Origin of the sequence: Pseudomonas sp. IPO3774 (genome assembly GCF_013386835.1) — a bacterium.
Taxonomy (GTDB): domain Bacteria; phylum Pseudomonadota; class Gammaproteobacteria; order Pseudomonadales; family Pseudomonadaceae; genus Aquipseudomonas.
In genome coordinates, this window is the sequence record NZ_JACAQY010000013.1 from 113542 (window position 1) to 133931 (window position 20390).

Annotated in this window: 22 protein-coding genes and 1 other RNA gene; 12 read left to right on the forward strand and 11 right to left on the reverse strand. The window is 61.8% G+C overall.

Annotated features, from left to right (window positions below):
* Positions 1-87: 87 nt before the first annotated feature.
* A complete protein-coding gene (gene argE, locus HYE77_RS06505) occupies positions 88-1236 on the reverse strand; it encodes an acetylornithine deacetylase (RefSeq protein ID WP_003213916.1) in 1149 nt (382 codons plus the stop codon).
* A gap of 158 nt (positions 1237-1394) precedes the next feature.
* Here argE and HYE77_RS06510 point away from each other — a divergent pair, with 158 nt between their 5' ends.
* Positions 1395-2762 (forward strand): inorganic triphosphatase, encoded by a 1368-nt coding sequence (locus tag HYE77_RS06510; RefSeq protein ID WP_003213918.1) that lies wholly within the window; start codon positions 1395-1397, stop codon positions 2760-2762.
* Positions 2763-2818: 56 nt separating this feature from the next.
* Here the strand turns inward: HYE77_RS06510 and HYE77_RS06515 are convergent, their stop codons facing one another.
* Entirely contained in the window at positions 2819-3289 is a 471-nt protein-coding gene (locus HYE77_RS06515) for an Lrp/AsnC family transcriptional regulator (protein WP_087693276.1), read from the reverse strand.
* A 127-nt stretch (positions 3290-3416) separates the two neighbouring features.
* Here HYE77_RS06515 and HYE77_RS06520 point away from each other — a divergent pair, with 127 nt between their 5' ends.
* From HYE77_RS06520 to HYE77_RS06550, 7 genes are all read left to right on the forward strand, one after another.
* A complete protein-coding gene (locus HYE77_RS06520; RefSeq protein WP_102604088.1) occupies positions 3417-3755 on the forward strand; it encodes a hypothetical protein in 339 nt (112 codons plus the stop codon).
* A gap of 84 nt (positions 3756-3839) precedes the next feature.
* Positions 3840-5543 (forward strand): GspE/PulE family protein, encoded by a 1704-nt coding sequence (locus tag HYE77_RS06525; protein WP_177068575.1) that lies wholly within the window; start codon positions 3840-3842, stop codon positions 5541-5543.
* A 56-nt stretch (positions 5544-5599) separates the two neighbouring features.
* Complete coding sequence (locus tag HYE77_RS06530) at positions 5600-6520, forward strand: SPFH domain-containing protein (RefSeq protein ID WP_003213925.1); 921 nt, start codon at positions 5600-5602, stop codon at positions 6518-6520.
* Between the two features lie 10 nt (positions 6521-6530).
* Positions 6531-6977: an NfeD family protein gene (locus HYE77_RS06535; protein WP_008438897.1), complete on the forward strand. Its 447-nt coding sequence runs from the start codon at positions 6531-6533 to the stop codon at positions 6975-6977.
* Between the two features lie 69 nt (positions 6978-7046).
* Entirely contained in the window at positions 7047-7364 is a 318-nt protein-coding gene (locus HYE77_RS06540) for a DUF2388 domain-containing protein (protein WP_008438896.1), read from the forward strand.
* Between the two features lie 160 nt (positions 7365-7524).
* Positions 7525-8196, forward strand: coding sequence for an outer membrane protein (locus HYE77_RS06545; RefSeq protein WP_177068576.1), 672 nt, complete (start codon positions 7525-7527; stop codon positions 8194-8196).
* A 158-nt stretch (positions 8197-8354) separates the two neighbouring features.
* Positions 8355-9497, forward strand: a complete 1143-nt coding sequence (locus HYE77_RS06550) for a DegT/DnrJ/EryC1/StrS aminotransferase family protein (RefSeq protein ID WP_177068577.1) — start codon at positions 8355-8357, stop codon at positions 9495-9497.
* 39 nt (positions 9498-9536) lie between these two features.
* Here HYE77_RS06550 and gcvH read toward each other — a convergent pair whose 3' ends face one another.
* The 9 genes from gcvH to HYE77_RS06595 form a co-directional block, all read right to left on the reverse strand.
* Complete coding sequence (gcvH, locus tag HYE77_RS06555) at positions 9537-9920, reverse strand: glycine cleavage system protein GcvH (protein ID WP_177068578.1); 384 nt, start codon at positions 9918-9920, stop codon at positions 9537-9539.
* Between the two features lie 51 nt (positions 9921-9971).
* Positions 9972-11054 carry a glycine cleavage system aminomethyltransferase GcvT gene (gcvT, locus tag HYE77_RS06560; protein ID WP_003213938.1) on the reverse strand — a complete coding sequence of 361 codons (1083 nt, stop codon included), beginning with the start codon at positions 11052-11054 and terminating at the stop codon, positions 9972-9974.
* A gap of 156 nt (positions 11055-11210) precedes the next feature.
* A complete protein-coding gene (locus HYE77_RS06565; protein ID WP_177068579.1) occupies positions 11211-12827 on the reverse strand; it encodes an iron ABC transporter permease in 1617 nt (538 codons plus the stop codon).
* Between the two features lie 112 nt (positions 12828-12939).
* Entirely contained in the window at positions 12940-13944 is a 1005-nt protein-coding gene (locus HYE77_RS06570) for an extracellular solute-binding protein (protein ID WP_008438892.1), read from the reverse strand.
* 95 nt (positions 13945-14039) lie between these two features.
* Entirely contained in the window at positions 14040-15257 is a 1218-nt protein-coding gene (locus tag HYE77_RS06575; RefSeq protein ID WP_162835188.1) for a 2-octaprenyl-3-methyl-6-methoxy-1,4-benzoquinol hydroxylase, read from the reverse strand.
* A 9-nt stretch (positions 15258-15266) separates the two neighbouring features.
* Positions 15267-15752, reverse strand: coding sequence for a DUF4442 domain-containing protein (locus HYE77_RS06580; protein WP_177068580.1), 486 nt, complete (start codon positions 15750-15752; stop codon positions 15267-15269).
* Positions 15745-16932 carry a 2-octaprenyl-6-methoxyphenyl hydroxylase gene (gene ubiH, locus HYE77_RS06585; protein ID WP_177020273.1) on the reverse strand — a complete coding sequence of 396 codons (1188 nt, stop codon included), beginning with the start codon at positions 16930-16932 and terminating at the stop codon, positions 15745-15747. The genes HYE77_RS06580 and ubiH overlap by 8 nt, the downstream gene beginning before the upstream one ends.
* Positions 16929-18251, reverse strand: a complete 1323-nt coding sequence (gene pepP, locus HYE77_RS06590; RefSeq protein ID WP_134327504.1) for a Xaa-Pro aminopeptidase — start codon at positions 18249-18251, stop codon at positions 16929-16931. Before pepP ends, ubiH begins: the two co-directional genes overlap by 4 nt.
* A 20-nt stretch (positions 18252-18271) precedes the next feature.
* Positions 18272-18829, reverse strand: coding sequence for a YecA family protein (locus HYE77_RS06595; protein WP_003213952.1), 558 nt, complete (start codon positions 18827-18829; stop codon positions 18272-18274).
* Positions 18830-18968: 139 nt separating this feature from the next.
* On the opposite strand from HYE77_RS06595, the gene HYE77_RS06600 reads away from it, so the two are divergent.
* The 4 genes from HYE77_RS06600 (at position 18969) to HYE77_RS06615 (ending at position 20387) form a co-directional block, all read left to right on the forward strand.
* Complete coding sequence (locus HYE77_RS06600; RefSeq protein ID WP_003213954.1) at positions 18969-19178, forward strand: TIGR02449 family protein; 210 nt, start codon at positions 18969-18971, stop codon at positions 19176-19178.
* Positions 19175-19492: a cell division protein ZapA gene (locus tag HYE77_RS06605; RefSeq protein ID WP_003213956.1), complete on the forward strand. Its 318-nt coding sequence runs from the start codon at positions 19175-19177 to the stop codon at positions 19490-19492. Before HYE77_RS06600 ends, HYE77_RS06605 begins: the two co-directional genes overlap by 4 nt.
* Positions 19493-19522: 30 nt before the next feature.
* A non-coding RNA gene (gene ssrS, locus HYE77_RS06610) (6S RNA) lies at positions 19523-19701 on the forward strand.
* Positions 19702-19757: 56 nt separating this feature from the next.
* The gene (locus tag HYE77_RS06615; RefSeq protein WP_087693301.1) at positions 19758-20387 is read left to right on the forward strand and encodes a 5-formyltetrahydrofolate cyclo-ligase; all 630 of its coding nucleotides are present in this window, start codon (positions 19758-19760) and stop codon (positions 20385-20387) included.
* The last annotated feature ends 3 nt before the right edge of the window (positions 20388-20390 follow it).

Sequence of the window (20390 nt, forward strand, 5' to 3'; positions counted from 1 at the left end):
AAACGCACAGCGGGCTGTTGGTTATCGTCGGAACAGGCTTGGCGACACGCTCGCTCTCCTTCTATGTACGGATGGGCAGGGGTTAATTTATGCAGGTGTCAGGCAGTAATGTTGAATCAGTTCACGCAATAGACGCACTGTAGGCGTCAAGCGTGACATTTCAAGGTACTCGCCTGGCTGGTGGGCGCAGGCGATATCGCCAGGGCCAAGCACCAGGGTCTCGCAACCAAGGCGCTGAAGATAAGGCGCTTCGGTGCCGAACGCCACTGCTTCGGCGCGATGACCGGTAAGTCGTTCAGCTACCCGCACCAACTCTGCATCCTCGGCCTGCTCGAACGGCGGCACTTCGGGGAACAGCGGCGCATAGTCGATCTTCACCTGATGGCGCTCGGCCAAGGGTTCAAGCTTCTGCCGGATGGCAGCGCGCAGCACCTGGGGATCCATGCCCGGCAGGGGCCGCAGGTCGAATTCCAGGGAGCATTGGCCGCAGATGCGGTTGGGGTTGTCGCCACCGTGGATGCAGCCGAAGTTCATGGTCGGCTGCGGCACGCTGAACTGCGGATTGCGGTATTCGCGCTGCCAGGCCAGGCGCAGGCCACGCAGTTCGCCAATGGCGTCGTGCATGGCTTCGAGGGCGCTGTGGCCCAGGCTTGGGTCCGACGAATGGCCGCTGCGCCCGAGGATATCGATGCGCTCCATCATTACGCCCTTGTGCAGGCGGATGGGTTTGAGGCCGGTGGGTTCACCGATCACCGCCGCACGGCCCAAGGGACGACCCGCCTCGGCCAGTGCACGAGCACCGGCCATGGAGCTTTCTTCATCGCAGGTAGCAAGAATCAGCAGCGGCTGCTTGAAAGGCTGGTCGAGCAACGGCTGGACGGCTTCGATCACCAGGGCGAAAAAGCCCTTCATGTCACAGCTGCCCAGTCCTACCCAGCGGCCGTCGACTTCCGTCAGCTTGAGCGGATCGGTCTGCCATAGGGCGCCGTCGTACGGCACGGTGTCACTGTGGCCCGCCAACACCAGGCCGCCAGGGCCGGTGCCGAAACTGGCCAACAGGTTGAATTTGCCTGGGCTGACCTGCTGGATGTCGCAGGCAAAGCCCAGGTCTGCCAGCCAGGTGGCGAGCAAATCGATGACCGGGCGGTTGGATTGGTCGAGAGAGGCCTGGGTACAACTGACCGAAGGCGCGGCAATCAGCGCGGCGAATTGTTCTTTCATGGACGGTAAAGGCATGCGCTGTCTCTCAACTTCCCGGACGAACCCCATCATAGAGCTATCTGAGTGACACAATAAACCGTTGCGGCACGTTGCCGGGCTCAGTCCTGTACACTGCACGACCTTGGCAGCCACTCTTTTCCCCGGCTGCGCTCCCGATCCTGGATTTTCCGGCCATGCAGAAAGAAACCGAAATCAAGCTCCGTGTCAGCCGCGAAACCCTCGCCGCGCTGCGTGAGCACCCGTTACTGAAAAAACGCAACAAAAGTGGCTGGGAACGCCGTGAGTTGATGAACCAGTACTTCGACACCCCGGAACGCGACCTGGCCCAGGCCAAAGTGGCCCTGCGCCTGCGCAAAGACGGCGACGAAGTGATCCAGACCCTCAAGACCCGTGGCCAGAGCGTCGCCGGCTTGTCGGAACGCAATGAGTACAACTGGGACCTGGCCAAAGCCAAGCTCGACGTGAAGAAACTCGACGGCGAATGCTGGCCCGAACAACTGGCCGAGCTGGACAAAAAGACCCTCAAGCCGATCTTCACCACCGATTTCGTCCGCGAACGCGCTGAAATCGCCTGGGGCCGCGGCAAGGCCAAGGTGGTGATCGAAGCCGCCCTGGACCTGGGCCACGTGGTTGCCGGCAAGCAGAAAGAAGAAATCTGCGAGCTGGAACTGGAACTGCGCGAAGGCGACCCGGCCGCCCTGCTGGAGCTGGCCGCTGAACTGGCCGCGACCCTGGCGCTGATGCCGTGCGATATCAGCAAGGCCGAGCGTGGCTATCGCCTGTTCGACGCCAACAGCTACTCCCTGAGCCTGCCGGCACCGGTGCTGCACGCCGAAATGCCGCTGGACGACGCATTTGCTGCCGTCATGTGGCATCTGTTGGGCAGCAGCCAGCGCCTGGCCGAGCAATACCGCTTCAACGGCCACTGGCGTCTGCTGCAGGACTGGGTGGAAAACCTCGGCGAACTGCGGGCCCTGCTCGGCAGCCTCGGCCAGGCCGCACCGCGTCAGTCCACCAGCGAATTGCGCGCCGCCCTGGACGCCTTGCTGGAAGACTGGCGTCCGCTGGTCCAGGCCGGTGACGACGATGAAGACATCCGCAAGGCCGCGCCGGAGCAGTTCGCCGAAGAACTGGAAGACGTGCGCTGGGGTTTGTTCTCCCTGACCACTTCCCGCTGGCTGCTGGCCCGCACCTGGGCCGCGGATCGCAACGTGCGTGGCAATCGCCAGGGCGCTGCACAGCTGGCCAACTGGCTGCCGCGCCTGCTGGCCGATGACGCCGTTGCCCTGCAACTGCCGCGCTACCAGCAACAGCCGGAAGACCTGGCCGAGCAACTGCCGCGTATCGAACGCATCCTGGCCTGGCTGCACCATGCACGCCAGGTGCTGGATATCGCCGAGCTGGACCGTTTGTATGGCGAGCTGAACAAGCTGGCGCACCTGGCCAACCAGCCGATCACCGATGAGTCGCTGGATGCGCGGATGCATCAGGCGATTGCGGTGTATCAGAATCGCGCCTGGAAAACCCTGCTGCGCCTGTAAAACCTTGTGGCGAGGGAGCTTGCTCCCTCTTCACTAAAATCAGGCCAAGACAACTATCAGCGCAACACCGGCAAACTCGTGGTGGACTTGATCTCCGACAAGGCCACTATCGAGTTGACCTCCTGAATCCCCGGCACCATCGACAGCTTCTCAAAGAAAAACCGCTCATACGCCTCGATGTCCGACGTGACGATCCGCAGTAAAAAGTCCACCGCCCCCATCAGCACATAACATTCCAACACTTCCGGAAAACCGCGAATCGCCTCGGTGAATTCAGTGAAGTTGGAACGGCCGTGGGCGTTGAGTTTCACCTCGGCAAAAATCTGCGTATTAAGGCCGATTTTCTTGCGATCCAGCAGGGTGACCTGGCCGCGAATCACACCCTCCTCTTTCAGCCGCTGAATCCGGCGCCAGCACGGCGACTGCGACAGGCCGACCTGTTCGGCGATCTGCGCGCTGGAGAGCGAAGCGTCTTCCTGCAACAGCGCGAGAATGCGCCGGTCGTACACGTCCAATTCAGCGTGCATAGAAATACCCATTAATCATGATTTAAAGAATTACATGATTCTCTTATAAGCCAATACAGGCTGTTTTAGATAAGAAATCTCCCGCGACGAATGCAAAAATTTCTCCAGTCGAATCCGGAGAATCATCATGCACGTCGTCGAAGCCTCCCACCCCGCCCAACGCGTTGACGCCTGGGCCGTCAGCAATGCCCACTGCCAGGCGCACTATCAAATCCTCGCCGAGGCTGAACCCGACGTGTTGTGCCGGGTGCTCAACTATTTTGCCCTGCAGTTCCTGGTGCCACGTCAGGTGAGCGTGCAGCGTGAAGACGACCTGCTGGCGATCGATATCGTGATGGATGGCCTGAGCTGGCACCGGGCCCAGGTGATCGGCGAAAAACTTCGTAACCTGATCAGTGTGTGCTCGCTGGAGCTGCGCCCGGCAGATGCTGCGCGGCCTCTGGCGGTCCAGGCGGCCGCTCAGTAAATGCCTGCAATAAACTCCGGAGGCCGAAGCGCAAAGGGTGACTAGCCTGAGGACTACGCCTAATCGTTGCCCAGGAACGTCACCATGTCCGTTGCGCCAAATCCCCAGGATCGCTGGCTGGAAATCCATCAGTTGTTGCCTGCCCTGATCGACCAGGGCCTGGTGCCCGCCGACCTGGCCCTACCGGCGAACAGTGGGCTGCATCCCCTGGAATGCATTGCCAGCCAGGGGCCGTCTCTGGAAATGCTGACCGAATGGCTCGCCCGCCACTGCGGCCAGCCCTACCTGCGTATCGACCCGTTGAAAATCGACGTCGCGGCGGTGGTGCCGCTGATGTCCTATGCCTTTGCCCAGCGCCACAAGATCCTGGCCGTTGCGGTCGACGCCCACAGCGTTACCGTCGCCAGTGCCCAGCCTTACGTGTGCAGTTGGGAAGCCGGCCTGGCTCAGGTGTTGAAGCGCTCCATCAAGCGGGTGCTGGCCAATCCCCAGGAGATCCAGCGCTGCACCGTGGAGTTTTACCGACTGGCGAAATCGGTCAGCGGCGCCATTGATCAAAAAACCTCCGGCGCGCCGAATATCGAACAACTGCTCAATCTCGGCGCCAGCGACCAGGAGCCCGACGCCAACGACGCGCACATCGTCAACATCGTCGACTGGCTGTTGCAGTACGCCTTTGGCCAGCGGGCCAGTGATATCCATATCGAACCCGGACGCGATCAGGGGCGCGTGCGTTTTCGCATCGACGGGCTGCTGCATGACGTCTATCAATTCCCATCCCAGGTGACGATGGCGGTGGTCAGCCGCCTGAAAAGCCTGGGCCGGATGAACGTGGCGGAAAAACGCAAACCCCAGGACGGCCGGGTGAAGACCAAAAGCCCCACGGGCGGGGAAGTGGAGCTGCGCCTGTCGACCTTGCCCATAGCCTTCGGCGAAAAGCTGGTGATGCGAATTTTTGACCCGCAGGTGCTGCACAAGGATTTCCAGCAACTGGGACTTTCCAGCGACGACCTGCAACGCTGGCAATCCATGACCGGCCAGGCCAACGGCATCATCCTGGTCACCGGCCCTACCGGTTCCGGCAAGACCAGCACGCTGTACACCACGCTCAAGCAATTGGCCACTCGCGAGGTCAACCTGTGCACCGTAGAAGACCCGATCGAGATGGTGGAGCCGGCCTTTAACCAGATGCAGGTGCAGCACAACATCGACCTGACCTTCGCCAGCGGCATCCGCGCCCTGATGCGCCAGGACCCGGACATCATCATGATCGGCGAGATTCGCGACCTGGAAACCGCAGAAATGGCGATCCAGGCCGCCCTGACCGGGCATCTGGTGCTGTCGACGTTGCACACCAACGATGCGCCCGGCGCCATCAGCCGCTTGCTGGAACTGGGCATTCCCCATTACCTGATCAATGCCACGCTGCTGGGGGTGATGGCCCAGCGCCTGGTCAGGCTGTTGTGCCCGCACTGCAAGCGGCAAGCCGGGCAGGTCCATCAGGCAGTGGGTTGCGGCGAGTGCCGGGAAAGTGGCTATCGGGGTCAAGCCGGGGTCTACGAGATCATGCTGATGAACGATCGCCTCAAGGCCCTGGTCAGCCCGGGCACCGACCTCCAGGCCCTGCGCCTGGCGGCCCTTGACCAGGGAATGTGCAGCTTGCGGTCCGCCGGTATGCGCAAGGTAATGGCAGGACTGACAACACTTGAAGAGGTACTGCGAGTGACGCCTGGGGATTCAGAAACAAATCCTTTGATCGATGGCGCGGTAATCCGTCCTTATCCGTGACAACACCGTTACAATCGGAAAAACCTCGCTTCACCGTCACCAGACAAGGAATCGTTATGCAGATCGGAACCGTACTGCTTCTTTTTGTAGGCTTGGCCGTCGCCATCCTCTTCATGGGTTTCAAGGTGGTCCCGCAGGGTTACCAGTGGACAGTCGAGCGCTTCGGCCGCTACACCAACACCCTCAAGCCCGGCCTGAACATCATCATTCCGGTCATGGACCGCATCGGTCGCAAGATCAACGTGATGGAAAGCGTGCTGGATATCCCACCCCAGGAAGTCATCACCGCTGACAACGCCACGGTGCAAATCGACGCCGTGTGCTTCTTCCAGGTGGTCAATACCGCCCAGGCTGCCTACGAGGTGAACAACCTCGAACACGCCATCCGCAACCTGCTGCAAACCAACATCCGTACCGTGCTCGGCTCCATGGAGCTGGATGCGATGCTCAGCCAGCGTGACGGCATCAACGAAAAACTGCTGCGCACCGTCGACGAAGCCACCGCACCGTGGGGCATCAAGATCACCCGGATCGAGATCAAGGACATCAGCCCGCCTGCCGACCTGATGGCCGCCATGTCCGGCCAGATGAAGGCCGAGCGGATCAAGCGTGCGCAGATCCTCGAGGCCGAAGGCCTGCGAGCCTCCGCGATCCTGACCGCCGAAGGCAAGAAGCAGGCGCAGATCCTGGAGGCCGAAGGTGGTCGTCAGGCCGCCTTCCTGGAATCCGAAGCCCGCGAACGTCAGGCCGAGGCCGAAGCCCGCGCCACTCAAGTGGTATCGGAAGCCATCGCCACCGGTAACGTGCAGGCCATCAACTACTTCGTCGCCCAGAAATACATCGACGCACTGGGCAAGCTGGCCTCGGCCAACAACAGCAAGGTGATCCTGATGCCGCTGGAAGCCAGCCAGGTGATTGGCGCAGTCGGCGGCATCGGCGAAATCGTCAAGGCAACCTTCGACAACAAGAAAGCCTGAGGCACGCACCATGTGGGAATTCCTGCAGCACCTGTCGTTTTGGGACTGGCTGGCACTGGGCACGGTGCTGTTGATCCTTGAAGTGTTCGGTGCCGGTGGTTATCTGCTGTGGATGGGCATCGCCGCGGCAGCCGTGGGCGTGATCAAGTTCCTGGTGCCGAGCCTGGGGTTGGAGTGGCAACTGCTGCTGTTCGCCGTGTTGTCGATCCTCACGGCGGTGTACTGGTGGCGACGCCAGCGCAGCAGCGCCAAGGTCAGCGACCAGCCGGGGCTGAACATGCGCGGCTCCGAGTTGATCGGTCGCACCTTTGTGGTGCATCAGGCCATCGTCGAGGGCCGTGGCAAGATCAAGGTGGGTGACGGTGTGTGGATGGCATCCGGGCCGGACGCGCCGGCTGGGGCACACGTACGTGTCATTGGTCAGGAAGGCGTGATTTTGCAGGTTGAAACTGTTTAGTCATCCATGGAACTCGGCTGGGCTATCTACAATCAAACTGTTCAGATAACCCAGTCGGAGTCACCCATCATGCGTCTAAAATATGCTGTCGCAACCCTCGCTGTGCTTTCCCTTCCTGTCGGTTCAGCCATGGCCGACAGCTTCTGGCGTAATGTCATCTCATCGGGTGCCACGACCGGCTCGACGTACCTGACCTTCAAGGACCACAAAATGGTAGTCGCCGCCCAGGACGACGCCGGTAGCTTCGTCGCCAGTGACGGCAACATCCGTGGCCCATACCTGGAAGCTGCGATGCAGAAAGTCCGCGCCGATAACCCTGGCCTCAAGGCCACGGATATGGACCTGGCGAACGCAATCCTGGCAAAAAACGCCATTGCTTCCGAGTAATACCGCCGCATAAAAAATGCCGTTCCTCGAGAGCGGCATTTTTTTGCCCTGATTTCCTACGCCAGACGCTGGCGATTCCGCATCTGAACAGGAAAAGTCCTGTCGAGTTGCAGGCGCGCCCGGCAACAAGCTATCGATTCCCTTCAGACTGAGTGAATCGATGACCATGCAAAAACTCTCCTACGCCCTGCTGCTCGCCGCGGTTGCCACGCCTTATGCCCAGGCAGAAAGCTGGTACGGGTCGGCAAAGCTCAACAGCGCCCGGCAGAATCTCTCAAGCTCACTGCTGACCAGCCCACGCGTAACCCACCGGGTAGAAGCCCCCGACAGCAGCAAGACGTTCACCGGCTCATTCGCCGTGGGCTATGCCTTTGCCGATGGCTGGCGCCTGGAGGGGGAATACACGATGCCCAGCCACTCGACCTTCAAATCCTATTGGGCACCGTTCAATGCCAACGTCAACAGCCTGCGCACCGACAGCCAGCGCCTGATGCTCAACGGTTATAAAAACATCCCGATCAATGAATGGCTGTCGTTCTACGGTATGGCGGGAGTCGGCGTGGCCCAGGTTGACGCCGAGGGTTACCAGACCAACGACACCCGCCGTTTCGCCAGCAATCGCCAATACAACTTCGCCTACAGCGTTGGCCTGGGGCTGGATGCCAAGGTCAGCGAAACCCTGACCCTGGGTACCGGCTGGCGTTACGTGGACATGGGCGGGATCGAGACCGGCTACAACACGTTCGCCAATCGGATAAACGCCCGGGACGAACAGCTCAAAGGCAAGCTCAAAGAGCAGAACGTGTTTCTTGAGGCACGCGTTGCCTTCTGACACCGATGCTGAAATGCCGCTCCCGAGGCGGCATTTTTTGTTTCAGGCGGGACGATTCATTCACAGACGACAGGCTATATTCAGTCGAGCCGTGCAACCATGCCCGGCATTGATATGCTTTTTTCTCATCGCCTTCTGAAACGGATGCCTTCAACGTCATGAGCCAACTGCCCTTTCTGCCGTTCTCCAAGCCCACCATTGATGAAGCCACCATCTCGGCGGTAGGCGACGTACTGCGCTCCGGCTGGATCACCAGCGGGCCGAAAGTGCAGGCGTTCGAGGCGCAGTTGTCGGAATATTTTGGGGGGCGCTCGGTGCGTACCTTCAACTCGGGCACCTGCACCATGGAGATTGCCTTGCGCATCGCCGGTATCGGGCCTGGTGACGAAGTCATCACCACCCCGATTTCGTGGGTAGCCACGGCCAACGTGATTCTGGAAGTCGGTGCCACGCCGGTGTTCGCCGACATCGACCCGGTGACCCGCAATATCGACCTGGCCAAGGTGGAAGCCGCGATCACACCGCGCACCAAGGCAATCATCCCGGTATACCTGGCGGGCCTGCCGTTGGACATGCCATTGCTCTACGCGCTGGCCAACAAGTACAACCTGCGCATCGTCGAAGATGCAGCCCAGGCCCTGGGTTCCAGCTGGGATGGCCAACGCATTGGCGCTACCGGCGATTTCGTATCGTTCAGCTTCCAGGCGAACAAGAACATCACCTCGTCCGAAGGCGGCTGCCTGGTATTGAACAACGCTGAAGAAGCACGCCTGGCCGAGAAATATCGCCTGCAGGGCGTGACCCGCACCGGCTTCGATGGCCTGGACGTGGATGTGTTGGGCGGCAAGTTCAACATGACCGACATCGCAGCAGCCATCGGCCTGGGCCAGTTTGCCCATATCGAGAAGATCACTGCCCACCGCCAGGAACTGGCACGGCACTATTTCGAATGCTTCGGCAGTGATTTCGAAGAAAAGTACGGCGCGCAATTGCCACCGGCAGACTTCGAAAACAGCAACTGGCACCTGTTCCAGCTGGTACTGCCGGAGCGTCAGGACGGCCTGCCCGCACGCGCCACGTTCATGGAGCAGATGCAGGCCCATGGCGTCGGCATTGGCTATCACTACCCACCGATCCACCTGCTGAGCTTGTACAAGGCGCAGGGATTCAAGGAAGGCATGTTCCCGGTAGCGGAAAAAGTGGGGCGTTTGATTGTGTCGTTGCCTATGTTCACGGCGATGACGAAGGCGGACGTAGAGCGTTCGGTAGCGGCGGTAAAAGCAGTATTGAAACGCGGATAAAACCTTTGCGGGAGCCGATTGCCGGCTCCCGCAGCGGGATCACTCGCCGATGGCAGCCTTGTAACCGGCAGCGTCCAGCAGCTTGTCCAGCTCAGCCGGGTTGCTTGGCTTGAGCTTGAAGATCCAGGCGCCGTAAGGGTCGGAGTTCAACAGCTCTGGCTCACCGCTCAAGGCGTCGTTCACCGCGATCACTTCGCCAGCAATTGGCGAGTAGATATCCGAAGCGGCCTTCACCGATTCAACCACGCCGGCCTGGTCAGCCGCCTTGAACACGTTGCCGACTTCGGTCAACTCAACGAACACTACATCCCCCAATGCTTCCTGGGCATGGTCCGAGATCCCGACGGTCACGGTGCCGTCAGCTTCCAGACGGGCCCATTCGTGACTTTCGGCAAAACGCAGGTCGGCAGGGATATCGCTCATAGTCTGTGTCCTCAAGGAAAAATGTCAGCGGCCATTGGCCCGCCGGAAAAGTTAGATCAATGTTTTGCCATGGCGCACGAACGTCGGTTTGACCACCCGAACCGGGTACCACTTGCCGCGGATTTCCACCTCGGCCCGGTCAGCAGTCGCCGACGGCACACGCGCCAGGGCAATGGATTTGCTTAGCGTAGGAGAGAAACTACCACTGGTGATCTCTCCTTCGCCAACATTGGCGATACGAACCACCTGGTGAGCGCGTAAAACCCCGCGCTCTTCCAGCACCAGGCCGACCAGCTTGGACTTCACACCCGCAGCCTTTTCGGCTTCCAGGGCGGCGCGGCCGATGAAATCCCGCTCGGCCGGCTCCCAGGCGATGCTCCAGGCCATGTTGGCTGCCAGGGGCGAAACGTCCTGATGAATATCCTGACCGTAGAGGTTCATGCCGGCCTCAAGGCGCAGCGTGTCGCGGGCGCCGAGGCCGATGGGCGAAATGCCTGCGCCTACCAGGTCGTTGAAGAACGCCGGGGCCTGATCGGCCGGCAGGACAATTTCAAGACCGTCTTCGCCGGTGTAACCGGTGCGCGCGATAAACCAGTCGCCGTCAGCCAGGCCTTCAAAGGGCTTGAGCTGATGGATCAGGGTGGCGCGGGACTGGGTCACCAGTTCAGCGATCTTTTGCCGGGCATGGGGGCCTTGAATGGCGAGCATGGCCAATTCGGGCCGCTCGCGGAGCTGGGCCTGATAGCTGCCGAGCCGAGCCTGCATCCAGGCCATGTCCTGGTCACGGGTGGCGGCGTTGACCACCAGCCGGTAACCGCCCTCGGTACGGTAGACGATCATGTCGTCCACCACGCCGCCCTGCTCGTTGAGCATGGCGCTGTATAACGCGCGGCCGCAGCCGTGCAATCGGTCAACATCATTGGCCAGCAAATGCTGGAGCCATTCCTTGGCCTGGGGGCCTGTGATATCGATCACGGTCATATGGGATACATCGAACACCCCGCAGTCGCGTCGCACCTGATGGTGCTCCTCAACCTGCGAGCCGTAGTGCAAAGGCATATCCCAACCGCCAAAATCGACCATTTTCGCGCCAAGGGCGAGATGCAGGTCATACAGAGGCGTGCGCTGTCCCATGGGTTTCTCCTTCCGGGCGTGGCGAAGGTGCGGACGGTCGCCGTTCGGGCCGCACGCCTTGAAATACAAGGCCTGTAGCCGCGTTCAGCAACCCGATCTGAAAGATCGACCGCACCGAATGCCGCGCATTGTAGCCTCAAGCCGTAGGACTGGCACCTAACCGATTCGTCGCGCCGAACGTCGGATCAACCCGATGACCGGTAACAGCCCCACCAATACCAGGGTCAGGGCCGGCAGCGAAGCCCGCGCCCACTCCCCTTCGCTGGTCATCTCGAAAATCCGCACCGCCAGCGTGTCCCAGCCGAACGGGCGCATCAGCAGGGTCGCCGGCATTTCCTTGAGCACATCGACAAACACCAGCAGCGTCGCGCTCAGGGTGCCCGGCAGCAAAAGTGGCAGATACACTTTGCAAAACAGTCGCGGCCCGCTGACCCCAAGACTGCGGGCGGCTTCCGGCAAGGATGGACGGATTCGCGCCAGGCTGTTTTCCAGCGGCCCGTAGGCCACCGCAATGAAGCGCACCAGATACGCCAGCAGCAAGGCCGACAAACTGCCCAGTAACAGCGGTTTGCCGGCGCCCCCCAGCCAGCCGGAGACCGGGATCACCAGTTCACGATCCAGGTAGCTGAACGCCAGCATGATCGACACCGCCAGTACCGAGCCGGGCAGCGCGTAGCCTACGTTGGCCAGGCTGATGCCGGAGCGGATGGCCCGGGTGGGCGCCAGGCGATGGGCGAACGCCAGCACCAGGGCCACGCTGACGGTGATCAGGGCAGCCATACCGCCCAGGTACAGGGTATGGACGATCAAACCGGCGTAGCGCTCGTCCAGGTCGAAACGGCCACGCTGCCAGAACCAGGCCACCAGTTGCAGCATCGGGATCACGAACGCGCAGGCGAACACCAATCCGCACCAACCGCTGGCCAACGCCGCCTTGAACCCGCGCAGATGGTAAAGCGCCTTGCCGCGAGGTCGCTCGTTGCTCGGCCGGCTGGCGCCCCGGGCACGGCGTTCGCCGTACAGCACCAGCATCACCACCAACAGCAACAGGCTGGCCAGTTGCGCGGCACTGGAGAGGCTGAAAAAGCCGTACCAGGTCTTGTAGATGGCGGTGGTAAAGGTGTCGAAGTTGAACACCGAGACGGCACCGAAATCCGCCAGGGTTTCCATCAGCGCGAGGGCCACGCCCGCACCGATGGCGGGACGCGCCATGGGCAGGGCCACCCGCCAGAACGCTTGCCACGGCGACTGCCCCAAGACACGCGCCGCTTCCATCAGGCCTTTGCCCTGGGCGAGGAACGCGGTGCGTGCCAGCAGATAAACATAGGGGTAGAACACCAGCACCAGCACGATGATCACACCGCTGGTCGAGCGCACACGCGGCAGGCGCAAGCCTGTACCAAACCATTCGCGCAGCAGGGTTTGCACCGGGCCGGAGAAGTCCAGCAGGCCGACGAAGACGAAGGCGAGCACATAGGCGGGAATCGCGAAGGGCAGCATCAACGCCCAGTCCAGCCAGCGCCGGCCGGGAAACTCGCAGAGGCTGGTCAGCCAGGCCAGGCTGACGCCCAGCAGCGTAACGCCCACACCGACGCCCAGCACCAGGGTCAAGGTGTTGCCCAGCAGACGTGGCATCTGGGTTTCCCACAGGTGGGACCAGATTTGATGGTCGATGGTCTGCCACGACAGCAACAGCACGCTCAACGGCAGCAGCACCAGGGCGGCAACGGTGAAGACCGGCAGGTACCAGCGGCGTTGGGCGGGATGGGCCAAAGGTTAATTCTCAGAGAATGAATAGCTTGAAGCCAGCGCTAACCAATGTGGGAGCCCGCTCCCACACAAGCCCGCCCCCACATTTAGATCGGCGGCGCCTTGCAAATTGTATCTAGTTCCAGCCAGCGCGATCCATCAAGCGAATCGCCTCAGCCTGACGCTTGCCCGCCACTTCCACCGGCAATGTGTCAGCTACAAACTTGCCCCAGGTCGCCACTTCCGCCGACGGCGGCACCGCCGGGTTGGCCGGGAATTCCTGGTTCACATCCGCAAAGATCTTCTGCGCTTCCGGCGTGGTCATCCACTCCACCAGCGCCTTGGCTGCTTCCGGGTGCGGTGCATGCTTGGTCAGGCCGATGCCCGACAGGTTGACGTGCACCCCGCGGTCGCCCTGGTTCGGCCAGAACAACTTCACCGCCAGGTCCGGCTTCTGCTTGTGCAGGCGGCCGTAGTAGTAGGTGTTCACGATGCCCACGTCACACTGCCCGGCGTTGATCGCTTCCAGCACGGCAATGTCATCGGAGAACACGTCGGTGGACAGGTTGTTGACCCAGCCCTTGACGATTTCTTCGGTCTTGGCCGCGCCGTGGGTTTCGATCAGGGTGGCGGTCAGCGACTGGTTGTAGACCTTCTTCGCGGTGCGCAGGCACAGGCGGCCTTCCCACTGTTTGTCGGCCAGGGCTTCGTAGGTGGTCAGGTCGCCCGGTTTCACGCGATCGGTGGAGTAGGCGATGGTCCGCGCTCGCAGGCTCAGGCCAGTCCAGGCATGGGCCGAAGAACGGTATTGAAGGGGAATATTCTTGTCGATCACCGCAGAGGTGAACGGCTGCAGGATGCCCATCTGCTCGGCCTGCCAGAGGTTGCCGGCGTCGACGGTGAGCAGCAGGTCGGCGGTGGCGTTTTCACCTTCGGCCTTGATGCGCTGCATCAGCGGCGCTTCCTTGTCGGTGATGAACTTCACCTGCACGCCGGTCTTCTTGGTGTAGGCGTCGAACACCGGCTTGATCAGTTCGTCGATGCGCGAGGAGTAGACCACGACCTCATCGGCCGCCTGCACGGTGGTGCTGCCGATAAGAGTGAGTGCCAGGGCAGTCAGGAGGCGCTTGGGTGCCAGCATGGGTGCGGTCTCTCATTTGCAAAAAGAGCGCAAATGATAAGGACTCACATTTGGTAACGCTCAACGGAGCCGTTACCAGATGTTGCACAGCACCCTCAGGCCTTGGCCAGCTCCGGCAAATCCCCGGTCAAACCCAATGCCTGACGCACAAACAACGCCTTGGCCTCCGGCATCTGCTCAACCACCTTCAGCCCTGCATTACGCAGCCAGCGCAACGGCAGTTGATCGGCCTGGAACAACCGCTCAAAGCCTTCCATCGCCGCCATCAGCGCCAGGTTGTGGGGCATGCGCCGACGCTCGTAACGGCTGAGCACCTTCACATCCGCCAGGCGCTCGCCGCGCTCGTTGGCCGCCAGCAGGACCTCGGCGAGCACCGCCGCATCGAGGAAGCCCAGGTTCACCCCCTGCCCCGCCAGCGGATGAATGACGTGGGCCGCGTCGCCAATCAATGCCAGGCCTTCGGCCACGTAGCGTTTGGCGTGGCGCTGACGCAACGGCACGCACAGCCGTGGATCGGCGCTTATCACGCTGCCCAGGCGGCCTTCGAAGGCATTTTCCAGTTCACGGCAGAAGCTTTCATCGTCCAGCGCCATCAAGCGCTCGGACTCACTCGGGGTGGTCGACCAGACAATCGAACACCAGTCTTCCTGCCCGTCCCGCACCAGCGGCAGGAATGCCAGCGGGCCATTGTCGGTAAAACGCTGCCAGGCCGTCTTTTGATGCACCTGGCTGCTGCGCACACTGGTGACGATGGCGTTGTGCAAATAATCCCACTCACGGGTAGCGGTGCCGGTCAGGCGACGTACTGCCGAGTTGGCGCCGTCCGCCGCGACCACCAGCGGCGCGCGCAAGGTGCGGCCATCGGCGAGGGTCAGCAGCCAGTCATCGCCGGAGCGGCGCATCTGTTCCAGGCGCGCATTGGCCAGCAGGCCGAGGTCGCAGTCGTGCAGGCGGTCGAGCAAGGCGTCCTGGACCACACGGTTTTCGACGATATGCCCCAGCACCTCGGCATGCACGCTGGCCGCCGAGAAGTGGATCTGCCCGGTGCCGCTGCCGTCCCACACCTGCATCTCGCCGTACGGGCTGGCACGTCGCTCGACAATCCCGTCCCACACGCCAAGGCGCTCGAGGATACGCTGGCTGGCGGCCGACAAGGCGCTCACCCGCGGTTCGAACGCAGCATGAGGGTCGAACGGCTTGACGCTCAGCGGGCTGCCGTCGAGCAGCAGCACCTGCAGGCCACTGCCCTGCAACGCCAGCGCCAGGGCGCTTCCGACCATTCCGGCCCCGACAATCAGCACATCTGCGCGCATGTCCATGCTTTAAGCCTGTCTCGATTGCAGCTTGCGCCGCACGTAAAGGGTTTTGTCGACCCGCGCCACCAGGGTGCCGAAGCCGTCATGAATCTGTACCTTGAGCTGCGGTAAATACTTGTCGCCGCTGGCGGTGTGCTGGCGAATCTCGTCCAGCAACGCTTGGTCGATGGAAAATTCGGCGAACACTGGGCCTTTGCCCGGCGAGATAAAGTCGATAGCGGCAGCCTTGTCCCAGACAATGTAGTCGCGGCCCAGGTTCTCCATCAGCATCAGCATGTAGAACGGGTCGACCATCGAATACAGGCTGCCGCCAAACTGCGTGCCGACGTAGTTGCGGTTGTACCAGCCCAGGCCCATGCGCACCTTGACCTCGCGGAAATCGCTGCCGATGTGCAACACCCGAACTCCGGCCCCGAGGTACGGCGGGTACAGGGTCATGATCCAGCGCAACAGCCGCGCCTTGCCCAGGCGTCGGGTCAGCCACTCACGCATCGGGACGGGTACCCAGGCCCATGGCCTGGCGCGCGAACCAGCGCTTGGCCGGCGGCAGCAAGTCGAGGCCCAGCAAGCCCATGTTGCGGCCCAGCGCGACCAACGGTTGCGCACTGCCAAACAGGCGGGTGACCTGATCGGAGAAGCCGACGGTGAGTTTCTGGTCCATGCGCTGACGCTCGCGGTACGCCTGCAGTGTCGCCAGGTCGCCCGGAATCGCCGGCCCGGCCAGCAGCGCCTCGGCCAACGCGTAGGCATCCCGCAGGGACAGGTTGAAGCCCTGACCGGCAATCGGGTGCAGGCTGTGGGCGGCATTGCCAAGTACGGCCAGATGAGAGCGCACTTGTTCTTCCGCTTCCACGAGCGTCAGCGGGTACAGGTGGCGCGCACCGACTTGCTTGAGGGTGCCCAGGCGGTAGCCGAACACGCCCTGCAGTTCACTCAGGAAGCTGCGTTCGTCCAGCTCGGCCAGGCGCTTGGCGTCCATGCCGACGCGGGTCCAGACCAGCGCGCAGCGGTTGTCCGGCAACGGCAGCAAGGCCATCGGGCCTTCGTCGGTGAACCGCTCGAACGCCTCGCCGTTGTGGGCCTCGCTTGGGGTGATGTTGGCGATCAGCGCGCTCTGGTTGTACGGCCGCTTTTTAACGCCGATGCCCAGTTGCTCGCGCAAACCTGAGCGACCGCCATCGGCCAGCACCGCGAGGTCGCACTCCAGCACGGTTTCGTCATTGAGGGTCAGGCGGTAACCATCGGCAAGCGGCTCCATGCGCGTAACTTCCGCCGGGCAACGCCAACTGACCACGTCCTTGTCCAGCCCTTGCCACAGGCATTGGCCCAGCCAGGCGTTTTCCACTACGTAGCCAAGCGCCGGCACACCCTCTTCCATGGCCGACAGGCGCGCGGTAGAGAAGCGGCCACGGTCCGACACATGAATCTGTTTGATCGGCTCGGCGCGGCGAGAGATTTCCTGCCACACGCCCAACCGTTGATAGATCTGCCGCGCGCCAAAGGACAGCGCTGAAGAACGCGCGTCATAGCTCGGCTGGTAGCTGTCGCCGGGGGCAAACGGCTCGATCAGCACGATCTTCCAGCCCCGGGCCTTGGCTCCGGCCTGCAAGGCCAATGCGAGGCTGGCACCCACCAGGCCGCCGCCGATAATCGCCAGGTTGACCCGGCTCATCGGGCGCTCGCCATCAATGCTTCGATCTCGGCGACGGACTTGGGCACGCCACCGGTCAGAATTTCACAGCCTTGCTTGGTCACCACCACGTCGTCCTCGATGCGTACGCCAATGCCACGCCATTTCTTCGCCACGTTCTGGTTGTCCGGCGAGATGTAAATCCCCGGCTCCACGGTCAGTGCCATGCCGACTTCCAGCACCCGCCACTCGCCGCCGACCTTGTATTCGCCGACATCGTGCACATCCATCCCCAGCCAGTGGCCGGCGCGGTGCATGTAGAAGGCTTTATAGGCTTCACTGGCGATCAGTTCGTCGACATCACCCTGCAACAATCCCAGCTTCACCAGCCCGGCAGTGATCACTTGCACCGTCGCCTCGTGGGCCTGGTTCCAATGCTTGTTCGGGGCGATTTCAGCAAAGGCGGCCTCCTGGGAAGCCAGCACGATTTCATAAATCGCCTTCTGCTCGGCGGAAAACTTGCCGCTCACCGGCCAGGTGCGGGTGATGTCGCTGGCGTAGCAGTCGATCTCGCAGCCGGCGTCGATCAGCACCAGGTCGCCATCCTTGAGCAGCGCGTCATTCTGCTGGTAGTGCAGGATGCAGCTGTTGCGCCCCGAGGCGACGATGGAACCATAGGCCGGCATCTTCGCCCCGCCCTTGCGAAACTCGTAGTCGAGCTCCGCTTCCAGGCTGAACTCATGCAACCCGGCGCGGCTGGCCTGCATCGCCCGTACATGGGCCGCGCAGGAAATCCGTGCCGCCTCGCGCATCACCTTCACTTCTGCCGCCGATTTATACAGGCGCATGTCGTGAAGCAGATGATCCAGGGCAACAAATTCGTTCGGTGGCTGGGCGCCGAGGTGCGCTTTGGAGCGGATCACGTTGATCCACTCCATCAGGTGCCGGTCGAATTCGGCATTGCTGCCCATGGCCGAATACACCCGGTCACGGCCTTCGATCAGGCCGGGCAGGATGTCGTCGATATCGGTAATCGGGAAGGCGTCATCGGCGCCAAAATCGCGGATCGCGCCTTCGGTGCCCGCTCGCAGGCCGTCCCACAGTTCGCGCTCGGCATTGCGCTCGCGGCAGAACAGCACGTACTCGCCGTGCTGGCGGCCGGGCATCAGCACAATCACCGCTTCCGGTTCGGGGAAGCCGCTCAGGTACTGGAAGTCGCTGTCCTGGCGGTAGACGTGCTCGACGTCACGGTTGCGGATGGCTACCGCGGCCGCCGGCAGGATGGCGATGCTGTTGGGTTCCATCTGCGCCATGAGCGCCTTGCGGCGCCGGGTGTATTCCGCTTTGGGGATATGGATCATGGGCAGATGGGCTTCCTTTCTTAGTGCAGCGACGGCTTGGGTGCAGCGGGCTCAGCCGATTTACGGGTCTCGGTGAACAGCAGCAGCGGCGCGACGCGCAGGTATTCCATGACTTCCATGTAGTCGCTTTCGCCGTCTTCGGACTCTTCCAGGGCGTCTTGCACCTGGGAGATGGCGGCCAGGTCCTGCAGCACTTCCTGGGCATCGGTGCTCAGGTCGAGGCCGCCGGCGTTCACGCCGAAACCGTGGAGGAAGCCTTGGCACCATTGGCCCAACGCGGCGGCGCGCTCGGTGAGCGGCGCGTCATCGGTAGGCAGCAGCAGGACGACGGTGACGTCATCACCGGTCAGCTCGCCTTTAACCATCTCTTGCAGGCCGATGAGCGCATTGCGCACGTTTTCGGTAGGCTCGGTTTCCAGCAGCTCGGCGACGTCGGCCAGCCAGTTGTCGGCATCAAAGCCGACACCGGTGCAACTGCGGCCCAGCAGCACGCCGTGCAGTTCGGCAGGCGAGCAAGGATGACCGCTGGAACTCAGCAGTTTGGAAAAAGCATCGTACGGGGAGTTCTGAATGGGCATGGTGAGCTAGGCGCCAGACGGCGCAATGTCTAGAATGAAGCGCTGTATCCTAGCATCGGCAGACGTACCAAGACTATCGAGGGCGTCAGATCGTTTATCCAGCAGTTGCCATTCATCAGACAAAATCCAGTGGAACCCAATGGAAGACACCGACCTGCAAGCGCTGATGGCCAGACTCGAGCTGCTAATTAACCGGGTCGAGCAACTTAAGAGCCAAAACGGACTCCTATTAGCTCAGGAAAAGACCTGGCGCGAGGAACGCGCTCACCTCATTGAAAAAAACGAAATCGCCCGGCGTAAGGTCGAATCGATGATTTCGCGCCTGAAGGCCCTGGAGCAAGACTCATGAGTTCAAGCAATAGCGTCACCGTGCAGATTCTCGACAAAGAATATTCGATCATCTGCCCCCAGGAAGAACGCAGCAACCTGGTGAGCGCTGCCCGCTACCTGGACGGCAAGATGCGCGAAATCCGCAGCAGCGGCAAAGTCATCGGCGCCGATCGCATCGCCGTGATGGCCGCACTGAACATTACCCACGATCTGCTGCATAAGCAGGAACGGCCTGACGTACAGGCCAGCGGCTCGACGCGCGAGCAGGTGCGCGACCTGCTGGAGCGGGTCGATCTGGTACTTTCTACCGATCCAGAGCCACCCAAGGGCTGATTGCGGCGTCGGTTTCGGGTATACTCGCCCCACTCCCTGGCGTGCTTGCCAGTCGGCGATGTCCCTGAGCCGATTCGCACTACCCTGGAAGTTACACGTTGGGCTGGTGTGCATGTCCGCTAGACGGAAAGCCTTAAAGCCTACTGTTTCTTCCACCTTGAACTTTCGGGTTCAAGGGCTAAGTCGACAGCGGTTCTGTCGGGGAGCCTGATTCCCAAATCCTATGCCAGTCCCAGGACTGGCATTGTTTTATGAGCCGAAAACCATGACCGAACCTGCGCCGCTTTCCCGCCCGCAACTTCGACGCATGCTGCGCAAAGCCCGCCGCGCCCTGACGCCAAGCGAGCAACGCCAGGCCGCCCTGGGCCTGTATCGGCAACTGGCACAGCACCCGCTGTTTCGCCGGGCCAAACACCTATCCTTATATCTACCGACGGACGGTGAAATCGATCCGCGCCTGCTGCTGCGCGCTGCACAGCGCCGGGGCAAGGCGACGTACCTGCCGGTGCTCAGTGCATGGCCGCGAACCAAGATGGTATTCCAGCGAGTGCGCCCCGGCGAAAAGCTGAGGCCCAACCGTTTTCGCATCCTCGAGCCCCAGGTAAATGCCGGCCGGCAACGCAAGGTCTGGGCGCTGGACCTGGTGCTGCTGCCACTGGTTGGCTTTGATGATGTGGGCGGACGGTTGGGCATGGGCGGCGGGTTTTATGACCGCAGCCTGGCCTACATGGCCCGCCGGAAATCCTGGCGCAAGCCGACGCTGTTGGGCCTGGCCCATGAATGCCAGAAGGTCGAACGATTGGCACAGGCAAGCTGGGATGTACCGCTTGAGGGCACAGTCACCGATAAGGATTGGTATATAGCAGAGACGCTACTGGAATCAGCAGCGCCTTGAAGA

Bases quoted from the DNA above. Each gene is read 5' to 3' on its own strand.
- argE (WP_003213916.1), bottom strand. From the start codon at position 1,236: ATGCCTTTACCGTCCATGAAAGAACAATTCGCCGCGCTGATTGCCGCG.
- HYE77_RS06510 (WP_003213918.1), top strand. From the start codon at position 1,395: ATGCAGAAAGAAACCGAAATCAAGCTCCGTGTCAGCCGCGAAACCCTC.
- HYE77_RS06515 (WP_087693276.1), bottom strand. From the start codon at position 3,289: ATGCACGCTGAATTGGACGTGTACGACCGGCGCATTCTCGCGCTGTTG.
- HYE77_RS06520 (WP_102604088.1), top strand. From the start codon at position 3,417: ATGCACGTCGTCGAAGCCTCCCACCCCGCCCAACGCGTTGACGCCTGG.
- HYE77_RS06525 (WP_177068575.1), top strand. From the start codon at position 3,840: ATGTCCGTTGCGCCAAATCCCCAGGATCGCTGGCTGGAAATCCATCAG.
- HYE77_RS06530 (WP_003213925.1), top strand. From the start codon at position 5,600: ATGCAGATCGGAACCGTACTGCTTCTTTTTGTAGGCTTGGCCGTCGCC.
- HYE77_RS06535 (WP_008438897.1), top strand. From the start codon at position 6,531: ATGTGGGAATTCCTGCAGCACCTGTCGTTTTGGGACTGGCTGGCACTG.
- HYE77_RS06540 (WP_008438896.1), top strand. From the start codon at position 7,047: ATGCGTCTAAAATATGCTGTCGCAACCCTCGCTGTGCTTTCCCTTCCT.
- HYE77_RS06545 (WP_177068576.1), top strand. From the start codon at position 7,525: ATGACCATGCAAAAACTCTCCTACGCCCTGCTGCTCGCCGCGGTTGCC.
- HYE77_RS06550 (WP_177068577.1), top strand. From the start codon at position 8,355: ATGAGCCAACTGCCCTTTCTGCCGTTCTCCAAGCCCACCATTGATGAA.
- gcvH (WP_177068578.1), bottom strand. From the start codon at position 9,920: ATGAGCGATATCCCTGCCGACCTGCGTTTTGCCGAAAGTCACGAATGG.
- gcvT (WP_003213938.1), bottom strand. From the start codon at position 11,054: ATGGGACAGCGCACGCCTCTGTATGACCTGCATCTCGCCCTTGGCGCG.
- HYE77_RS06570 (WP_008438892.1), bottom strand. From the start codon at position 13,944: ATGCTGGCACCCAAGCGCCTCCTGACTGCCCTGGCACTCACTCTTATC.
- HYE77_RS06575 (WP_162835188.1), bottom strand. From the start codon at position 15,257: ATGCGCGCAGATGTGCTGATTGTCGGGGCCGGAATGGTCGGAAGCGCC.
- HYE77_RS06580 (WP_177068580.1), bottom strand. From the start codon at position 15,752: ATGCGTGAGTGGCTGACCCGACGCCTGGGCAAGGCGCGGCTGTTGCGC.
- ubiH (WP_177020273.1), bottom strand. From the start codon at position 16,932: ATGAGCCGGGTCAACCTGGCGATTATCGGCGGCGGCCTGGTGGGTGCC.
- pepP (WP_134327504.1), bottom strand. From the start codon at position 18,251: ATGATCCATATCCCCAAAGCGGAATACACCCGGCGCCGCAAGGCGCTC.
- HYE77_RS06595 (WP_003213952.1), bottom strand. From the start codon at position 18,829: ATGCCCATTCAGAACTCCCCGTACGATGCTTTTTCCAAACTGCTGAGT.
- HYE77_RS06600 (WP_003213954.1), top strand. From the start codon at position 18,969: ATGGAAGACACCGACCTGCAAGCGCTGATGGCCAGACTCGAGCTGCTA.
- HYE77_RS06605 (WP_003213956.1), top strand. From the start codon at position 19,175: ATGAGTTCAAGCAATAGCGTCACCGTGCAGATTCTCGACAAAGAATAT.
- HYE77_RS06615 (WP_087693301.1), top strand. From the start codon at position 19,758: ATGACCGAACCTGCGCCGCTTTCCCGCCCGCAACTTCGACGCATGCTG.